Origin of the sequence: Cohnella herbarum (genome assembly GCF_012849095.1) — a bacterium.
GTDB classification, from domain to species: domain Bacteria; phylum Bacillota; class Bacilli; order Paenibacillales; family Paenibacillaceae; genus Cohnella; species Cohnella herbarum.
The window spans coordinates 3,176,680-3,194,415 of the sequence record NZ_CP051680.1; the positions used below are offsets into that span (position 1 = coordinate 3,176,680).

The following is a 17,736-nucleotide window of genomic DNA, read 5'->3' on the forward strand; positions in this document are numbered from 1 at the left end:
GATTCCGAGCGAGCAAGCTGTTCCCTTAAGCCTCACCGGTATCCGGGAAGTAACTCGACGATGCCTCTAAACCAAAGATGACATTAGAGATAAGCATGCCATAACTCCCCGAGGGGGAATCCACCTCGATCCGGTCGCCTTTACGTGCAAGAAGAAGCTTGCTGCCTAACGGGGACATGAAGGAAATATGCCCAAGATCCGCATCGATTTGCTGCGGCAATACGATTTTGTAAGTTTCTTCAAACCCATCTATTTCATCCAATACGGTAACGTGAGAGCCTATCCAAGCAAGCGAATCCGGTTCTCCTTGCATGGAGCCCTCCAGAACCGAATGAATATGATCCATATACCCGTCGATAAGCTGCTGCAGCTCATCTCTTTTCCCCGCATCCGGGTATAACTTACGTAAGAGTTCCGACGTTTCTTGATCGAAGTAGTTCACTTGCGCGATCAGCTCTTCTTGGAACTTTGCGTTGTTACTATGGCTCATACAGAGAATCCCCCTCTTTTCCAGTGGATACATACTCCGTAATCAGCTTGAACAACGATTTCATAGCTCAATTCCTCCTCATAGTAAAATAGACCCTTCGAGAGGGACTTAGAGGTATCATAACAGAAATATTCCTTTTGTCTATTCGTTTAAGGTGTTGTTCAAAAAATCCAATATGGATAACGAAGCTATTCAAGAAGAAAATTCGGCATCGAATCTTGAGTTCATCCACATATGCACTAATCGTTTTTCCTCGACTAAGGTCTAGCTAAACTTAAGCCCCTTGGCTGTATCTCCTTCTAACTCCATTATCGTATAATGACAATAACCCTGACTCGTTACCGGAAAATATCACTTACATAGAGGAGTCTCCCAAAAATGAAGAGAAATCATAAATCTACGCTAATCATGACTTTCGTCGCCACGCTAGGATTTCTGGCCGGCTGTTCCGAACTATCCGACAATCGGATCGAACAATCAGTAAACAAAAGCATTCAAGAAGTGAACGACGCGGTTTCGAAAACCGTGCAAACCGCGTCATTAGAGTGGTACGACGAGACGAAACGAAAAGGCGTAAACGGAACCCATTCCCTCGCTCAACCCGTAGGCTCGGCTACAGGCATTATTCTCCATAACGAAGTAGGCAATATTGATGTGAAAGCCGCTGCCGACGATCAGATTACCGTAAAAACAACCATCTGGGCTAGTCGCAAATCCTCCCAAGAGGACTTCCAATCCATCTTGGACAACGCGGTAACCGAGGTCATCGCGGAGGGTAACCAATTGAGAATCGTCACCCGCCCGAAGGATGATCCGAAACAAAACCTGTGGGACTGGGCGCAAGACAAGTACGGACATTCGGAATTGTTCATTGAATACGACGTTGGACTGCCCGTCAGCATGAAGAGCTACGAGATCTCCAGCAACGTCGGAGCTATTCATCTCAATCAACTGGAAGGAAACTATAAAGTCCATAATGAAGTGGGCTCGATCACGATCGATGGAGCTCGTATCATCGGACCATCCAGCGTAAAGTCGGAAACAGGCAGCATTCAACTCGGCATTGACCAAATGGATAGCAAAAGCAGCTTTAACGTCGCTACGGAAGTCGGTAGCATAAGGGCAGATCTAGCCGCCACGCTGGAATGCAATATAGAGACGGCTACGGAATTAGGTCAGGTGACCGGGGCCGAAGTCGGCGAAAGCGAACGAAACGGCGGCGGTCCAAAACTATCGTTATCGACCTCGATCGGCGCGATTACGGTTAATTAATAAGTTCAAGAGGATCTCGAATGAGCAGCCCGTTATAACCTGGCAGCCCTTCGAGTTTCTCTGTCTCTAACGACCCTAAGTCATGAAATCTCCATTTGCCGTCTTCCAGCTTTAACCCGACCTCGAGATGAGCCGCGAGTCCGATTGCGTACCATAGATTCAGTGCGAAAGTAAATCGGATCGTATCCGGCGAGACGAATCGGGCATCAATCGGGTTCCATGCGAACGCTCTAGAGGAATTGCCCTCTTGCTTACTTTTCGCGAAGTCCTTCATTAAATGTTGAAACCCCGGGTTACTCCAAGCTTTATCCGTAAACAGTGCCCTTAATTGCTCGTCGTCCATTTTCCCTTCAGGTAAATCGATATCCTCGAGCCCTAATGCTTGCTCCAGACGATTCGCGTAACGATTCGTTACCTTCGCCAACTCCGCATACTCTCCCGTTCGGTCGATCGCATCGGTAACGGTCAGCGTTTTGTCCTTCAAGTTCGGCGTTAACGCAAGTTCAAAATTTCGTTCCCATAACCATGCATGTAATACAAGGTTGTCTCCGATCGTTTCGACCGCGGCGTTGTCGTCGATAGGAATGGTCAAAGCACTCTGCATGCCTTGGCCTTGCGTGCCATTAACATATTGAAATGTCAGGGGGAACGCAGTTCCCTGCTTCGTTATCGCGTACGCCCTTATGTCCCGTATTCCGCCGTCGAAGCTTTTACTGAATCGAAAGCTGTCCGGCTGAAACAGCAAAATATCGAAATCTTTGAATTCGAACACGCGCATGAGCGAAGGAGTCGATCCTTCTATACGCAATGCCAGATCGTCGATCGACGGCAATGGTTTCTTGGCGCCTTGCCGATTCGTGTATTCCACGGCATAAGTCCCATAGTAACGGAACCCTCCGCCATCCTCTAAGCGGACTTCCCCCGGCAGAGATTTTATTTTAAGCGTTCCGTAACGTGATTTGCCGCTTGCTCGTATGGTTGGCGATTGTTCTTCCGTCTTGGAAAAATGATCATCCTTCCACCATTCCTGAGTCCCCATCGTCGTCTCCGTTATTTCACCGGTCAACACCGGCAGACCATCGGCATTACGCTCTAACGTTGCAGGGATCTTCACGTAATCGTAGCTTGCAACCGAATTCCGCTGATAAATTAGCCATCGATTCCTATGCACTGCCGGCCTGACAAATAGTCTTTCTCCGTTTTTGATTTCACCTGAATCGGCATTTATCCATTCCCAAGTACGTTCGCTCGGGTTCCAACGATATACCAAACTGTTATCCTCAGAAGATAGCTGCCCATACAATTGCTCGTCGTTCCAAGTTGCCGTTGTGTCTTTCGCCGGTAGCCAAAGCAGCCGATTGGCCGAATCCGCGATAAGGAAAGGCGGAGAAAGGAAGCTATAACCTCCATGTTTCTTTACGAGAACGGGATTGTTGAGCTTAGCTATATCTTCAATCACCTTGTAATCGGTAAGCCTTCCCGTATTTATGTCATAAAGCTTGTAAGCGACATCTTGTTTAGACGAGTCTCTGTCTTCAGGCTGGTTCGCCCGGAAATATTCGATCCATACCTTCCCGTCGTCCGCCCAGCCATATACGTTCATTCTCTTGTCTTTGCTAAGCGGCAGTTCTAACGTCCGGATGGCTCGACCGTCCCGATCATAGAAAGTCACCTTCTGCGCGAACAGCAGCATCCCGTTATCCGTATAAACGCCCAACGCTTGATCGCGATTGCCGGATTCCAAGAAGAACATGCCATTATCCGGGCTCCATACGATTCCAGGGTCCATCAATGCCACGGTTTCGTCGAAACCGAATTCGGTGATCCGCTCGCCGGAATCGGCATTAATGACTTCGAAGCGATTGGCGTCCAAATGATGATAAACGAATCTCTTCAAATCCGGAGAAGGATAGACAAGCTCGCGATAAGGCTTACTTCCAAGGTCGCCGTATGCCGGATACGTTTCTTCCCCATTCGAACGCGCTTCTCCGCTAGCAACGTCAAATTGCCATAGCCGTCCCTTAGCGCTGGACAGCAAGAGCTTACCATAAGCATCTGACCGTTCCGTATAATGCGAGCTAAGCAGGAAGTCATCCACTTGTAAATGATCCACCAGCTCCGATTCCCAGAATCGGGCGGCGATTATGACAATTTTCCCAGTTTCGATATCCATACGCGCCAAATCATACGACACTCGCTCTCCCTCCAGCGTAGGCCGAACGAACATCACGTTGCGATCGTCGATCATCGTAAACAAGCCGCCGTCGCCAGGTAAGAGCGTCTTCAACTCGTACAACGGATAGGTCTTAACTTCGCGGGTTTCGGGGTTTACGATCACCGCGTCTTGCCGCGTCCAAGTAATGCCGCTTCCGTCCTCTTTGTAATCGGAGCGCTTAACGGAATGAACGACCCGGTCCGCCGCGCTTACCGTCTTCTCTAGAATCGGATACTGCTCTTTATCGAATGCCAAACCGAAGCCGCTATCCGTTAGCGACGCTCGAACCTTCAACGACGGAAATAACGGTTCTTCAACGGCCGGCGATCGTTGTTCTTCCTTGTCCGTTACTTGCCCTGTATAAGATACCGGGATAATACCGGCGACCTGGTCTTGCTCCGCGGGTTTGACCTGATTCGTCCGGTTCATCCGTTCGATCGGAAGCAAGATCAATAAGGAGGCGATAATTGCAGTAATCCCTATTAGGAACGGCTTTCTTGTCATTTTTTCATGCCTCCGAAAGGGTTTGGTTAGAAATATAGACGATCTCGGCAGGAATAAGTTACTTATATTGGAAAGCTATTCTCCGGATTCACACAAAAAAAGAAGCCTCCTCCCACAAAACGACTTGGGGGGACAGCTTCTATGACGATCCTATCAAAGATCGACGATCATTCCGTCAAAAGCAACGGTAATCGAATGAGGCAAGAAGATTTCCTCTAACTCCGAGTGCAGCAGTTGCGCGTTATGGGAGAAATGAGTGACGACGACACGGCCGTCTTGATTCATGATCCCTTGCTCTCTTAATTGCGCGGTCGTCTCGAGAACGGCCTCGACGTTCATATGCGTCTTCCGATAATCAACATTGCCCATCGTGCATTCGAGGATGGCAAGATCCAGCCTCTTGTCCTTCAGCCATTCCCACGTCTCTTCCGGGAAATCCCCGGAGTCATGACCGTACAAGATCGATTTGCCGTCTTTCTCGATGTAATAGAGCAAGCAAGTCTCGTTCGGATCATGAGCGGCGTATAACGGAACGACAACCGCTGTTTGCAACTGTACCGTTTCATACGGACGGACGCGGTGAAGCACGAACTTCCCGCGATCGCCTCCGTTCGCTTCGAACGTTTGCCTAATCTTCGCCAGCGTTAGATCGTTGCCGTACACGTGAATGGGATGCTCTTCCGACTTGGCGTATCCCGGAAACCGCGCCACGATATCTTCCGCATAGAGATGATCGGAATGCGAATGGGTGAAGATCAGATCCTTCACCTTGTCCAGATCAAACCCGTCGCGATGCATATGCGTCAGCGTGTCCGGCGGGAAATCGATTTTCAACTCGTCGCCCAGCATGACCGACGTACGGGTACGATAGTTTTTCCCGCCGAGCTCCTTTGCCCTCTTGCACCCGTCGCAACCGCAGAATAACGCGGGGATGCCTTCGAAGGCTGCCGTCCCGAGAAATCGGATCTTCATATACGTCACTCTCCTATCTTCAAGTGAATCATACCGGATGCGGGAACCTTCAACAGGTGGACGCCGCTCTCCAAGCAAACCGGACGATCCGAAACCTTATCGCCTTTGCTATCGACGACGATCATTCTGCCCTCGACTCTATGATTTAACTCTATGATAACCGAATCTCTTGAATTTCTGTTAACGAAAAAATAACCCTCTTGAACTTGACGATCGACCGGGACGATAACCTACGGAATCCGAGCGTTATCCACCTCCATCGCGTAGCGGATAACGTCGATGCCCTTGATTCGCTTAGCCTTTAACAGCCGAGCTAACCGTAAGAGCTTTCTCGATTTGTTCGGAGAACAACAGATAAACGATAATCGTCGGGATCGTCGAGATGACCATAACCGCGCCCATCGCTCCCCAATCGGAGCCGAACTGCGTTTGGAAGTACAATAACCCGAGAGGCAGCGTCTTTAAAGTGTTCTCGCTGATCATGATCAAAGCGACCAGGAACTCGTTCCATGCGAACAAGAAAACGAATATGCTGACCGACGCGATCGCGGGTTTAACGAGCGGAACCATGATTTTGAAGAAAATCGTATATACGCTAGCGCCGTCTATGGCAGCGGATTCTTCGATTTCATAAGGCAACGACTTAAAGAACGCGTAAAAGATAATCGTTGCGAACGATAGCTGGAAAGCGACGTAAGGCACGATAACAGCCAAATAGCTGTTTTGCAAATGCAAAGTACGCTCGAGAATCAATAGCGGAATCAGAATGATTTGCATCGGGATGAACATCCCCGAAGTCATATAAACCCGGCTTGCGTTCGCGAATCTCCACTTCATGCGGGCCGCTGCGTAAGAGAACATCAGGGCGAGAATAACCGTAAATACGACCGTTCCGATCGATACGATCAAGCTGTTCTTGAAGTAACCTACGATGTCGAATACATCGAAGGCATTGCTGTAATTTTCCCATCGCCAATGCTTCGGAATGCCGAATACGTTAGTCGAGAAGATCTCCTCGTTGTCCTTAAAAGAATAGAACAGCAGCCAAATAAGCGGATACAGGCTAACGAGCAAGAAGAGGGAAAGCGGACCGTAGGTCAGCGCTCGAGTAGTCAATCGCTTCAGCAAGAAGATCACCTCCTTTTAGTAGTTGATTTTTTCACGCGCAACGAATTTGTTGATGAGAATCGTGAACAACAGACATTCCAGAACGAGAACCGCTGCGGCTGCCGAACCGTACCCGTATTCGCCGGATCTGAACGCGGCTTTGTACATCATGAACGTTAACGTGTAAGAGATATTGCCCGGCCCTCCGTTGGTCATGACGAACATGTTCTGGAACGCGTTTAACCCGCCCGTAATAGCGATGATTAAACAGAACTTGTACGCTTCGCTTAGTAACGGGACCGTAATTTTCCAATGCATTTTCCAGAATGGAGCGCCGTCGATCGTTGCCGCCTCGTACAATTGCTCGGGAATGGATTTAATCGCCGTGTAGATCAGCACGAGTTGAATCCCTAAGTGATGCCATGCGCCGGAAAAAGCAATCGCCCAAATCGAGGAATGTTCTCCGCTAAGCCATGCTTGCTGGTAATTGAATCCGAACAAGGAAAGCAGACTATTGATCAAACCGCCGTCCGTGTTATAGATCGCGATCCACAGTTGGGATACGACGACGCCGGACAACACGACCGGGACGAAATAACTCGTTCTAAAAAACTTCTTGCCCCTAAGACTCTTCGTGCTAAGAGCGATAGCGAGCAACGTTCCTATTCCGATCTGATAAACGACAAGCACGAGCGCAAAAATCAGGCCGTTCCGTATCGAAACCCAGAAATCGTCATCCCCCCATAGACGGACGTAATTATCGAAACCGATAAAGGTCGCGGGAGTCAGACCGTCCCAGTCGAAGAAGCTCTTCTGAAACGTCTGCAAGATAGGAAAGACAACGATAACGCTGAAAAAAAGCAAAGTCGGCACCGTAAAGACAAGGAGAGCCAAATTGTACTTCTGCTTGGTAGTCATGGTTGCTCCTTTCCGAAAAACAGGTTGTCCCAGATGACAAGGACAACCTGTTTTCGTTCATTTGATTTATTTGCGAGCGGTTTCGAGAGCTTTGTTCGAGTCGCTTATGAAATCGTCCGTTTTTTGGCCGGAAAGCAATTTCTGCGAATTATCTTCGATGAACGTTTTGAACTTCGCGTTCTCGTAACCCCAAGCGAATGTCGTCATCGTTTTGAAGTTGACGGAATCGTCGGAGTATTTTTGTTGGATCGTATTCAGACCGTTAGTCGGTACGAGCTTCTCAACTAGAATCGAGTTAGGATCAGCCAATTGGATTACGCGTTGTTTCGCGAACTCGATGGAAAACAGCGCAGCGTATTTAGCGGCGATTTCCGCTTTTTTCGAGTTTTTGGAAACCGCGAAGCCCTGGTTAAATCCGCCTCCGCTCATGTTCCAGCTACCGGCCGTATCCGCAAGCGGCGTGTACATGATGTCTACTTTATCGCCGAGCTTCTCGAAGATGTTAGCCATCGACCATGCGCCGTTCACGTACATTGCGGCTTTGCCGGAAGCGAATTGAGCAGCGGCATCGTCAGCCGTCGTATTGAACGCGTTTTTGGAAATAAGTCCTGCGGCAACAAGTTCGCTGATCTTCTGCGAGCCTTTAACGAATGCATCCTCGGAGAAATTACCTTCGCCGTTGTCGAGTTTCTTCAATCCGCCTACATCGCCGGAACCTACGATTGCCATGTCAAGCAATAAGGCCGCAGGCCATTTTTCTTTCGCGAACACGGCAAGCGGAGTGATGTCTTTCGCTTTGAACGCTTTAACCGCTTCAAGCATTTCCGAATACATCGTTGGAACTTTTACGCCGTTTTGCTCGAACAATTCTTTGTTGTAGTAGATTATGCCGGCCCATTGACCAACGTTCGGCACGGAATAAGAGTGACCGTCTTTGTTCCACAACATCGGCTTGGAGCTATCGTTCAGCAATGCCTCGATGTTGTTCGCTTTTACGATATCGTCCATCACATAGAGGTTGTCCGACTTTTTCAATGTTTCGATCAGTCCGCTGGATGCGAAGAAAATGTCGGGCAACGACCCTGCAGCCGCGTAAGTTTTAATTTTTTGCTCGTCGTCTTGGGCCGCGACTTCAAATTCGACGTCGACTTCGGGCATGATTTGTTTCATCGCTTCCTTCGCGGCATCGTATACGGGAATTTCTACTCCGCTATATTGCGCGTAGAACTTCAGTTTCACGGAACCCGCTTCCGGCGCCGGGCTTTCCGCGGGAGTGCTGCTAGCTGACGCCGAAGCCGAAGCCGATGGGCTTGGATCGCTGGATGCGCTATTGTCGTTATTGGATCCGCAAGCAGCGAGTGCAAGCGCAACCATAGATAGCGTCATTAACGTTAGTGCGGGTTTTTTCATCTTGTTATTCATCGTGTAACCCCCCTGATTGATTCGTACAGTCCTCATTGTAATCGGAACGTCACGCGTGCCGTAAGGGACGAATCGGAACACATTTGTATATTTCAACCTCATCTGCGCGTCGCTTCGTATTCGCTAGGAGACAGTCCCGTATGCCTCTTGAAGCTTTTGCTGAAATGTCCAAGATCGCTATACCCGACCATTTCCGCGATATTCGCAAGCCGTAAGTTTCGGCCCGAAGCCAGCAAATCCTTCGCCTTCTGCATCCGCGTCTCGAACAAATAATCGCTTACGCTCATGCCGAGACCTTCCTTGAAAATCTTCAGCAAATACCTCGGTTGAATGTAAAAATGCTTGGATATGTCCTCCACCTTGAGCTGATTATCTTGATAATGGGTATCGATATATTCTCTCGCAGCCGTTAGCAGGTTACTCGATTTGGATCGCTTTATGCTCTTGGAATGACCCGACACGCTCATGTACATATCCTCGATCCATTCAAACGCGGCCGCCAAAGTCGGCTTGTTCGTAATTTCCTCGAACGGGGAGAAATTTTTCGGAAGAATGTCGTCAACCTGCTTGCCGATTTCGTAAATGTAAGTCAAACATAGCGAAACAAGCCCCGCCATGATCATATGAATATAGTCGCTGGACAATCGGTTCGTCTCGATATGATTTTTGATCGCGGCTAACGTGCTCTTGATCTTCTCCTCGTCGTGAAGCCTTAAATGAATGAGCAGATTCTCGTTCATCTCGCTTGGATAGAAGCCGATATTAGCCGACCTGGACACCATCTCCTCGTAGAAAATCACGTCCGTCAAGCTCATCGAAATTTTGTTTCGCAAGGCGATGATGGATTCCTTGTATGACTGGCGAATAGAGACGATGCCTCGCCCTGAACCGCCTACCCCTACCGTTACGCTGAAGCCGAAGTGTTTCTTGATCAACGCGCATAACTTCGAAAATCCTTCCGTCGTGAATCGCTGGGTTCCGTCTTCATCCGTAAATTGAAGCAACGTAATGATCCGATTTTCCGGTCCGTTGAAGATGAGCTTGCGGCCTTCAAGCTGAACCAAGTCGTTCAGCAAGTTCGCGATAATATATTTGCGAAGACGGATTTCCCCGGAATCCGGCCACTGTTCGTGAAGACTATCGATTTCGACGGATACGACTTGGGATAGACCGTCCTCTTGGAGCTGGAACATGCCCAGTTGGCCGTGGATCGTCTCCTTATCGCCGGTAAATTCATTGCTGATAAGCATGTTGAGGAAGCTTTCTTTCCAGACGATGAGCTCCTTCTTCGACTTATCCCGCTCTCCCCTGAATTTCTCCATCGTCCCTTTCGCTTTGGACAGCGCGACGAGCAACTCCTCCTCGTCGAACGGCTTAAGAATATAATCGTCCACTCCGATCTTTAACGCTTTCTGGGCGTACTCGAATTCGCTGTGTCCCGTCACGAGCAGAACGATAATAGACGGGTTCAGTTCCTTCACCTTGGCCGCCAGATCCATTCCGTTCATATAGGGCATATTAATGTCGATGAACGCGATATCGGGTTGGACTTCCTCGATGAGCGCCAGCGCTTCTAATCCGTTCTTCGCTTCGCCGCGAATATCGAATCCGTGGGCCTTCCAATCGATTACGTTTTTGAAAAACGTCCGAAATATCGCTTCGTCGTCCGCGAATATCACCTTAAACATCGTGGCTCACTCCATCCGTTAGTGGAATTTCAACTGTCACTTCGGTGCCTTTTCCCTCTTCGCTGCGGATACGTATACCATAGCGGTCACCGAAATACAGCTTCATCCGTTCATCGACGCTTTTTAACCCGAACGATTCACTCAGCTCCTTACCCCCGGTGAAGCTTTCGAGCAGCACTCTCGGGAATCCGACGCCGTCATCCGTGACCCGCAGCAACATCGTGTCTCCCTGCACCGAGCCGGAAACGGTAATGTGGCCGAAGCTCCCCTTTTCTTTAATCCCGTGATAGATCGCATTCTCGACCAAAGGCTGAAGCGTGAGCTTAGGAATCGCGTAATTCAGCAGTTCATTCGGGATATCGATACGGAAATCGAACAAATCGGAGTAACGCGCGCTCTGGATGTAGAGATAACTCTGCAGATTACGCACCTCTTCCCTGACGGTTATGATTTCCTTGCCGTTGCTAAGCGCGATCCGATAATAATCGGCCAATGCTTTCGTAGCTTTCCCGGCTTCGTCGTTCTCCCCCGATTTACACAAAACATAGATCAGATCGAGCGTGTTGTAGAAAAAATGAGGCTTGATTTGATTCTGAACGAGCGCGAATTCATATTCTCTCTTTAATTGCTGCTCCTCTTTCACTTTAACCAGCAAATCGTTAACCCTGCCGAGCATGATGTTCAATCCGGAACCGAGGATCCCGATCTCGTCCCGGCTCTTCACCTCGACGGGACGATCGATATTCTCGTCGCGGATTCGGTTCACGTGTTTCGCCAGAGCCATAATCGGAGCCGCGATCGCCCTGGACAGAATAACCGCACCGACGATGGCTAAAAACAAACAAATCCCGCCTACGATGAGGATAATACTCGAGACTTGCCGCGTTTCCCGCGTCAGCTCGCGAAGATCCACCTCGTTGACCAGCTTCCAATCCGAATTGCCGAACGGCATCGCCGTTAACAGGATTTTCTGTCCGTTCGCGCCACTCGTCTCTTCAAGCAACGTTTCTTGACCTAAAATTTCGACTTTCTTATTCGACTCCACCGGTTGCATAATTTTCGACTCGTCGGCCGAAGAAATGATAACGCCGCGAGTATCCACGATGTAATAACCGTTCGACTTCGCCGGGCCGACGGGATGATAGACGGATGACAACGTTTTCTCGCTTACGTTCACGAATAGGTAGCCGAGCGTGTCCATCGACTCCGTATCCAGTATTTTTTTCCCGACCGTAAGCACCGCTTTTTGCTTGTCCATGACCCAGAAGCTCCTAAGCCCCATCGGGAACCATTTCATGATGCCGTTGCTGTTCTCGACATCGCGGTACATAGAGCTCTCAAGCCCCTCCAATGTTCCCTCGATAAGACTCTCATCGGTCGTATACACGTTCTGGTTCCGGTCGATGAAGATGGCCGATTCGACCTCGCGAAAAATAAGCTGGGCGAAATCGAGCTTGTTCTCGATCTGGTTGCGAAGAATGTGATCGTCGCTCATCGGCGGATCGCCTTCTTGTCTTTGCTTAAGCTCCAACGTTTTTAATTTGACCTCTTTGTTCAGATCCAGCATGGCGCTATTGGCGAAGCTTTCCGCGTTGGCTATTATCGTATCTATTCTCGTCGTAATCAGCCTGGATTCGTCGAACATGTTTTTCTTCGTTTTTTTGATGGCGGCATCCGTATTAATCGTGTAAGAAAGCAGACTGAGCAGTAAAAGGGGGACAACGACTAGCGGAAAAAAGATGAGGATAATTTTGGTATATATCTTCTGGTTTCTGAACCAGTTATCGCTTCCGGTATGCATCTGTCAGTCATCCTCTCGTTCGTATAGGCGTTATGTTATTCCTGTTTGCATGCGCCAGTCAAGTTACCCGAACGCGGGGAATCTCGCCAATGAACGGCGAAGAAGCATGCGGCTCTAAGGCCGCATGCTTCTTCGCCGTTCAAGAATAACTAGATCAGGGCAATAGCAAGCAAAGTGAAAAGAGATAGGGCTAAAATATCGCCACCGTAACCATATCCTCCAAACCAAGCGGATGTCTTAGCCTTGCCTAACGTTTGAACGTTACCCGAAGAAGGGCGCAAATACACATGGTCCCAATCCACGCCTACGATAACGCCCTCGTGACATTCTCCGCAGCGCGTATGAATCCGTACTCTCCGATTCATATGACTACAGCACAAATGATACATTTCATCCATTTTCGTTTACCTCCGATCTTAGTCAGATTCACAGGGCTTTATATCCTATGAAAGGCATCCGACCAGAGACTGGACTGTGGACTAGAATGTGCATTTGTACGCCAAGCTACAACGGTTCGGACGCTTCTTATCGAGATCTTCCGATGATAGAAATTCCATGAACGGGAAGCTCTAAGGTGCCGGAAACAGGCTGACCGGTTACGACATCGGTATACCCTTGCGAATCCAAGCGGATCGTTTGCTCGGCGCGACTGAAATTTTGAACGAATACGTATTCCCGCACGCCGTCCGTTCGAACTTGCGCCGTTACGCCTTGCGGGAGTTCGCTCTCCGGTAACGCATAGCGCAATCCCGTCTCGCGCGAAATCGCGTCGTAAAGCTTAACGTAGAAATCAAGCTCCTTTACCCGGGTCGCCAAATAATACGCTTTGCCGTTTCCTAGCGAATGTCTGGTCAGAGCCGGACGTCCGGCATAGAAATCGCTCTTGTACTCGGCTAGGATTTCCGCTCCCTCAAGATGAACCAATTCGGCGATTTCGTGGGCGGCATACTCGCCGGACAGTCCCCAAGCGGACTCCGGACGGAATACGATTCCGTTCGAATCGCGCGCATGCAACCCTTCGGTTTCTTCCGCCCAGATGCCTAGCGTGCCGCGCAGCGGACCCGGAAATCCCCCCAAATGGCATAAGTCCGTTTCGTTGACGATCCCCGACCAATACGTGGTCACGAACGTTCCGCCCTGCTCGACGAATTGTCGAATTCTTTCCCCATCCGCTTCGCGGATCAAATACAACATGGGCGCCACGATGACCTTATACTTGGATAGGTTGTCTTCGGTACCGATCAAATCTGCCGGAATACCGAGCTCCCAGAAGGCGCGGTAGTGCTGGAGCACGGTTTCCTCGAAACGTATCCCCGAGTTTCGGATGCCTTGGGCATCTTTAACGGCCCATCTGTTATCCCAATCGAACAAGATGGCGACTTCGGTCGGAGTCCCCGTACCTACGATCTCGGCGAGATTTCCAAGCAACTCTCCCAATTGAGCGACATCTTGGAATACCCGAGTATTCTCTTGCCCGCTGTGATCGACGACCGCCCCGTGGAACTTCTCGCTGGACCCCCGGCTTTTGCGCCATTGGAAATATTGCACGGAATCCGCCCCGTGGGATACCGCTTGAAGGGAAGAAAGCTTATGCATTCCCGGTCTCTTCAATTTGCTGACCGATTGCCAATTCGTCATGGACGGCGTGCTTTCCATGAGCAAAAACGGCTTGTTCTTGAAAGAACGCATCAAGTCGTAGTGCATGGCTGTCCAAGCCGCTAACCGAGAGTCGTCATCGTCTTCCGTATAGTGCCAATCCGGGTAAGCATCCCATGAGATGACGTCAAGCTCTTTCGCAAGCTTACGGTAATCGATGCCCTCGATCATGTGCATATTCGTCGTAATCGGCAATTCGGGATTAAACCCGCGCACCGTACCGATCTCATGCTTGCAGAAATCGATCGTCTGCTCGCTAACGAATCGCTTCCAATCCAAGTTCAAGCCATGGACTTGCGTTTCTCCGTGCGAGGATGGAGATTCGATCTGCTCCCAAGCGGTATACGTGTGACTCCAGAATGTCGTCCACCAAGCATGGTTAACCGCGTCCAGCGTTTCGTACTTCCGTCTTAGCCACTCTCGAAACGCTTGCTGGCAATCTTCGCAATGGCACTCTCCGCCGAATTCGTTGGAGATATGCCAACCTATGACGGCCGGATGATTCGCATATCGGATGGCTAATTCGGTATTGATAATGGCGACCTTATCCCTGTAGAGGGATGAAGTGTAGCAATGATTATGCCGGAATCCATGCAGGTTACGAACGCGATTCGAACCGACTCTTAACACTTCGGGATACTTGGCGGACATCCATGCCGGACGAGCGCCGCTAGGCGTTGCGAGAAAAGCATAGATGCCGTTGTCCGCGAAAGAGTTCAGTACCCGATCCATCCAGTCGAAGGTGAATCTCCCCTCTTCCGGCTCGAGTTTTACCCATGAAAAGATTCCGATGGACATGACATTGCAGTTCGCTAATTTCATGAGACGGATATCTTCCGCGAGCACTTCCGGATAGTCGCTCCATTGCTCCGGATTGTAGTCCGCTCCGTGAAGCATAACGGGTAATTTCGAGCTGATCGGCGGAAATTTCGCCATAGTTACGATCTCCTTTTCGAGCCGCTTCATTTATCGGACTTTCTTCTTACGATAGCATATCAATGGTATAATTCAGTAGCATTCATAACTCGAGTTTATAGTACAAAATGAATTATAGGAGAATCGACATGCTCCCTTTCCAACTGGTCGAATTACCGGATACTCGGCAGTCTTTACCTCTTTATGCCTATTCCGTAGGAAGGCATCATCAATATTACCATTCTCGTCCCGACGGGTTTCCCGCGTATCAAATTTTTCTTATCAAAAGCGGACAAGGGCTATTTTGCGACCTTAAGAACGGTGAACAATATCCTCTGTCCGCAGGCCAAGCATTCGCGTTTCCGCCAGATCACCCGCACGAGTATTACCCGATCTCGCACGAGCCTTGGCACATTGGATTCGTCGGCTTCCGCGGCCCTCTCGCAGGCCCGATCTTGGATCAAATCGGGATGTTCCGGCCCACTTTGCTACAGCCCGAATTGTTCGATCTATGCTGGGAGGAGATCGGCGGGATCTGGCAACAATCGAACGAATCCAATCCTCAGCGTCTATTCGATCTATCCGTGAAGCTGTACGCATTGATTGTTCGTCTGCAAGATCAACCGCCGATTATCGACGCCGACGTTAGGCCTCGCGCGGATGAGGTCCGTAACGAAGCGCTCCGGAAAGCTCTGCTCCTCATCAATCAGCATTTCACGGAGCCGTTGCTCATCTCGAATGTCGCCAAAGCCGTCGGGTATTCCTCTCAACATTTTCAAAGGCTGTTCCTTCAACATTTTTCGATTACGCCGCATCGCTATTTGCAAAATTTGCGAATGGAAAAAGCCGAACAGTTGCTTAACGAGGACGATAGCTTGAAAATTCAAGATATCGCGCGGCAAGTGGGCATGGAAACCAACTATTTCGTCCGAGTATTTCGCAAAACGTATGGACAACCTCCCGGAACTCGGAGAGAGTCGCGCGGCGTATAACTTCGCAAAATGCGACTATAGAGATGCCAATCTCGCCAACCGCCTCTCATAGTCGGTTTTTGCAACGTTGAGTGGCCTCAACAGATCTTAAGTCATACCGCTATTCCTTCTGCGACAGTAAATACTGTTCGGTCTGTTTCTTGGCTTCCGCCAACAGCTTATGGAAACCGGCTTTGTTGATCTCGGTTTCCGCTTGCTTAAAAGCCTCGTCAACGTCGCGGACCATGCCGCTAAGCAACGGATTCAAGTACTGGATCGCAGCCTCGTTAATCCGATCCAGCTCTCCTTGCACCAATAACGCGTTGAAGTTAAACGCCGAATAGGAGAACGGGATCAGCATTTGCTTAATCTCGTCGCGATGTTTCGTATACTTCTCGTTCCAGCCGGAGTTCGGCAGCAATTGATTTTTATTCGTGAACCAGAAGCCCGAAGCGTCCGGCGCGTAATCGTTCCGTTCGGCGGTCATCCCCTCGGGAAAAGCGACTTCGCCGTTCTTGAAGACGTAATTTTTCCCTTGGATCCCGTAATAGACGAGTTGGTTATATTCGGGGTCTTCCATGATCAGATCAAGCATGCGCATCGTAAGCTCCGCATTCTTGGAATCCGTGGCGATGGCGGCCCCGTTGTTAATATACGAATCCATAATGTACGTGCCCTTCGGAGACAAGTTCGGAATAATATCGACCTCCCAACCCTGCTGCTCCGCCTTGGCGATCGTGGACTGAATATCGTTGCTGTTGCCGTAAGCCACCGCGGATTTCCCCTGTTCGAAGGAATCCTTGCTCCGTATTTTGTTAGCGAAAGCATCGTGGTTGATATACCCCTTGTCATACCAGCTCTTTACGATTTTGGCGACATGGATATAGTTCGAGCGAAGCGGCTCGTCGAACAACGTCAGCAGCTTCCCGCTAGGATCGTCCCAATCGGTGAACACGCCCGAGAATCCGTTCGTCGTCATAACGAGATCGACGGTGGCGGGCCCTAGCTCCCATTGCAGATTCGCGTGCGTCTTGATGAAATCGTACTGCTTGTCCACCTGAATCGGGATCATGCCCGGTTCGTTCTCCTTCACCGCTGCCAAGTACGGCTCCAGCTCGGATACTTTACGAATTTCCGGAATGTCGTATTTCTTGCGCAGATCGGCCCTGATTAACGTGACGGGAACTTTAGTATCCGGCGTCGAGGTAGGGATCATGTAGACTTTCCCGCCGACTTCGGCTTCCTTCCATGCTTTCGGATTCGTTGCCGCATAATGCTTAGGCATATATTCCTTGACCATGTCTTCCGTAATTTCCCGGAACGAGCCTTTGGTCGCTTCCTGCGAGTAATAAGCCCAATTGGCCGCGAAAATAAAATCGACGTTCTCTCCGGAGGACAACACGAGCGGATAACGCGCGGCCATGTCTCCCCATTGAATGTACCGCAGCTCCAGCCTCGCGTGAATATCTTGCTCGAGCTTCCGATTCAAAGCCTCGAGAACGTCGGGAAGTCCGCTAGGCGCGTCTCCGATCAAATAACCGACGAGAGTAACCGTTTTGGAATTTCCTCCCTTAAGTTCGGAGCCTCCCTTGCCCGAATCAAAGCAAGCCGATGTCGTCAGGCTTAGCAGGATGATCATCGCTAACGTTAGCTTCCTTCTCATCGTAACCATTATGTTCCTCCCCGGATGCATGTCAGTCCATAACCCTTTCGCGATCGGAGCGCAGGAATCCTCTAGATCGCCATTGGCAAAGGAGCCGAACATTTGCGTTCGGCTCCTCCTAACCCTACTATTCCGGCAATCT

At 49.8% G+C, this 17,736-nt stretch carries 13 protein-coding genes; 2 read left to right on the top strand and 11 right to left on the bottom strand.

What is annotated here, in order from left to right; genetic code table 11:
• Positions 1-25: 25 nt before the first annotated feature.
• On the bottom strand, positions 26-490 hold the full coding sequence (locus HH215_RS14105; RefSeq protein WP_169280494.1) for a GreA/GreB family elongation factor: 465 nt from the start codon (positions 488-490) through the stop codon (positions 26-28).
• Positions 491-868: 378 nt separating this feature from the next.
• Between HH215_RS14105 and HH215_RS14110 the strand changes: the two genes are divergently transcribed.
• A complete protein-coding gene (locus HH215_RS14110; RefSeq protein WP_169280495.1) occupies positions 869-1,762 on the top strand; it encodes a hypothetical protein in 894 nt (297 codons plus the stop codon).
• Here the strand turns inward: HH215_RS14110 and HH215_RS14115 are convergent.
• The 9 genes from HH215_RS14115 to HH215_RS14155 form a co-directional block, all read right to left on the bottom strand.
• Positions 1,755-4,481, bottom strand: coding sequence for a hypothetical protein (locus HH215_RS14115; protein WP_169280496.1), 2,727 nt, complete (start codon positions 4,479-4,481; stop codon positions 1,755-1,757). The two genes, HH215_RS14110 and HH215_RS14115, sit on opposite strands and share 8 nt — an antisense overlap.
• Before the next feature lie 153 nt (positions 4,482-4,634).
• Positions 4,635-5,453 (bottom strand): MBL fold metallo-hydrolase, encoded by an 819-nt coding sequence (locus HH215_RS14120; protein ID WP_169280497.1) that lies wholly within the window; start codon positions 5,451-5,453, stop codon positions 4,635-4,637.
• Positions 5,454-5,747: 294 nt separating this feature from the next.
• Positions 5,748-6,590 (bottom strand): carbohydrate ABC transporter permease, encoded by an 843-nt coding sequence (locus tag HH215_RS14125; RefSeq protein WP_174887617.1) that lies wholly within the window; start codon positions 6,588-6,590, stop codon positions 5,748-5,750.
• Positions 6,591-6,596: 6 nt separating this feature from the next.
• On the bottom strand, positions 6,597-7,478 hold the full coding sequence (locus HH215_RS14130; RefSeq protein ID WP_169280498.1) for a carbohydrate ABC transporter permease: 882 nt from the start codon (positions 7,476-7,478) through the stop codon (positions 6,597-6,599).
• A gap of 66 nt (positions 7,479-7,544) precedes the next feature.
• On the bottom strand, positions 7,545-8,900 hold the full coding sequence (locus HH215_RS14135) for an ABC transporter substrate-binding protein (protein ID WP_169280499.1): 1,356 nt from the start codon (positions 8,898-8,900) through the stop codon (positions 7,545-7,547).
• A 98-nt stretch (positions 8,901-8,998) separates the two neighbouring features.
• A complete protein-coding gene (locus HH215_RS14140) occupies positions 8,999-10,588 on the bottom strand; it encodes a response regulator (RefSeq protein ID WP_169280500.1) in 1,590 nt (529 codons plus the stop codon).
• The gene (locus HH215_RS14145) at positions 10,581-12,389 is read right to left on the bottom strand and encodes a sensor histidine kinase (protein WP_169280501.1); all 1,809 of its coding nucleotides are present in this window, start codon (positions 12,387-12,389) and stop codon (positions 10,581-10,583) included. Before HH215_RS14145 ends, HH215_RS14140 begins: the two co-directional genes overlap by 8 nt.
• A 149-nt stretch (positions 12,390-12,538) precedes the next feature.
• On the bottom strand, positions 12,539-12,787 hold the full coding sequence (locus HH215_RS14150) for a hypothetical protein (protein ID WP_169280502.1): 249 nt from the start codon (positions 12,785-12,787) through the stop codon (positions 12,539-12,541).
• 127 nt (positions 12,788-12,914) lie between these two features.
• A complete protein-coding gene (locus tag HH215_RS14155) occupies positions 12,915-14,981 on the bottom strand; it encodes a beta-galactosidase (RefSeq protein WP_169280503.1) in 2,067 nt (688 codons plus the stop codon).
• Between the two features lie 128 nt (positions 14,982-15,109).
• On the opposite strand from HH215_RS14155, the gene HH215_RS14160 reads away from it, so the two are divergent.
• Complete coding sequence (locus tag HH215_RS14160; protein WP_169280504.1) at positions 15,110-15,952, top strand: AraC family transcriptional regulator; 843 nt, start codon at positions 15,110-15,112, stop codon at positions 15,950-15,952.
• Between the two features lie 100 nt (positions 15,953-16,052).
• Here the strand turns inward: HH215_RS14160 and HH215_RS14165 are convergent, their stop codons facing one another.
• Entirely contained in the window at positions 16,053-17,696 is a 1,644-nt protein-coding gene (locus HH215_RS14165; protein WP_217362294.1) for a DUF3502 domain-containing protein, read from the bottom strand.
• Positions 17,697-17,736: the final 40 nt, after the last annotated feature.

Bases quoted from the DNA above. Each gene is read 5' to 3' on its own strand.
- HH215_RS14105 (WP_169280494.1), bottom strand. From the start codon at position 490: ATGAGCCATAGTAACAACGCAAAGTTCCAAGAAGAGCTGATCGCGCAA.
- HH215_RS14110 (WP_169280495.1), top strand. From the start codon at position 869: ATGAAGAGAAATCATAAATCTACGCTAATCATGACTTTCGTCGCCACG.
- HH215_RS14115 (WP_169280496.1), bottom strand. From the start codon at position 4,481: ATGACAAGAAAGCCGTTCCTAATAGGGATTACTGCAATTATCGCCTCC.
- HH215_RS14120 (WP_169280497.1), bottom strand. From the start codon at position 5,453: ATGAAGATCCGATTTCTCGGGACGGCAGCCTTCGAAGGCATCCCCGCG.
- HH215_RS14130 (WP_169280498.1), bottom strand. From the start codon at position 7,478: ATGACTACCAAGCAGAAGTACAATTTGGCTCTCCTTGTCTTTACGGTG.
- HH215_RS14135 (WP_169280499.1), bottom strand. From the start codon at position 8,900: ATGAATAACAAGATGAAAAAACCCGCACTAACGTTAATGACGCTATCT.
- HH215_RS14140 (WP_169280500.1), bottom strand. From the start codon at position 10,588: ATGTTTAAGGTGATATTCGCGGACGACGAAGCGATATTTCGGACGTTT.
- HH215_RS14145 (WP_169280501.1), bottom strand. From the start codon at position 12,389: ATGCATACCGGAAGCGATAACTGGTTCAGAAACCAGAAGATATATACC.
- HH215_RS14150 (WP_169280502.1), bottom strand. From the start codon at position 12,787: ATGGATGAAATGTATCATTTGTGCTGTAGTCATATGAATCGGAGAGTA.
- HH215_RS14155 (WP_169280503.1), bottom strand. From the start codon at position 14,981: ATGGCGAAATTTCCGCCGATCAGCTCGAAATTACCCGTTATGCTTCAC.
- HH215_RS14160 (WP_169280504.1), top strand. From the start codon at position 15,110: ATGCTCCCTTTCCAACTGGTCGAATTACCGGATACTCGGCAGTCTTTA.
- HH215_RS14165 (WP_217362294.1), bottom strand. From the start codon at position 17,696: ATGTTCGGCTCCTTTGCCAATGGCGATCTAGAGGATTCCTGCGCTCCG.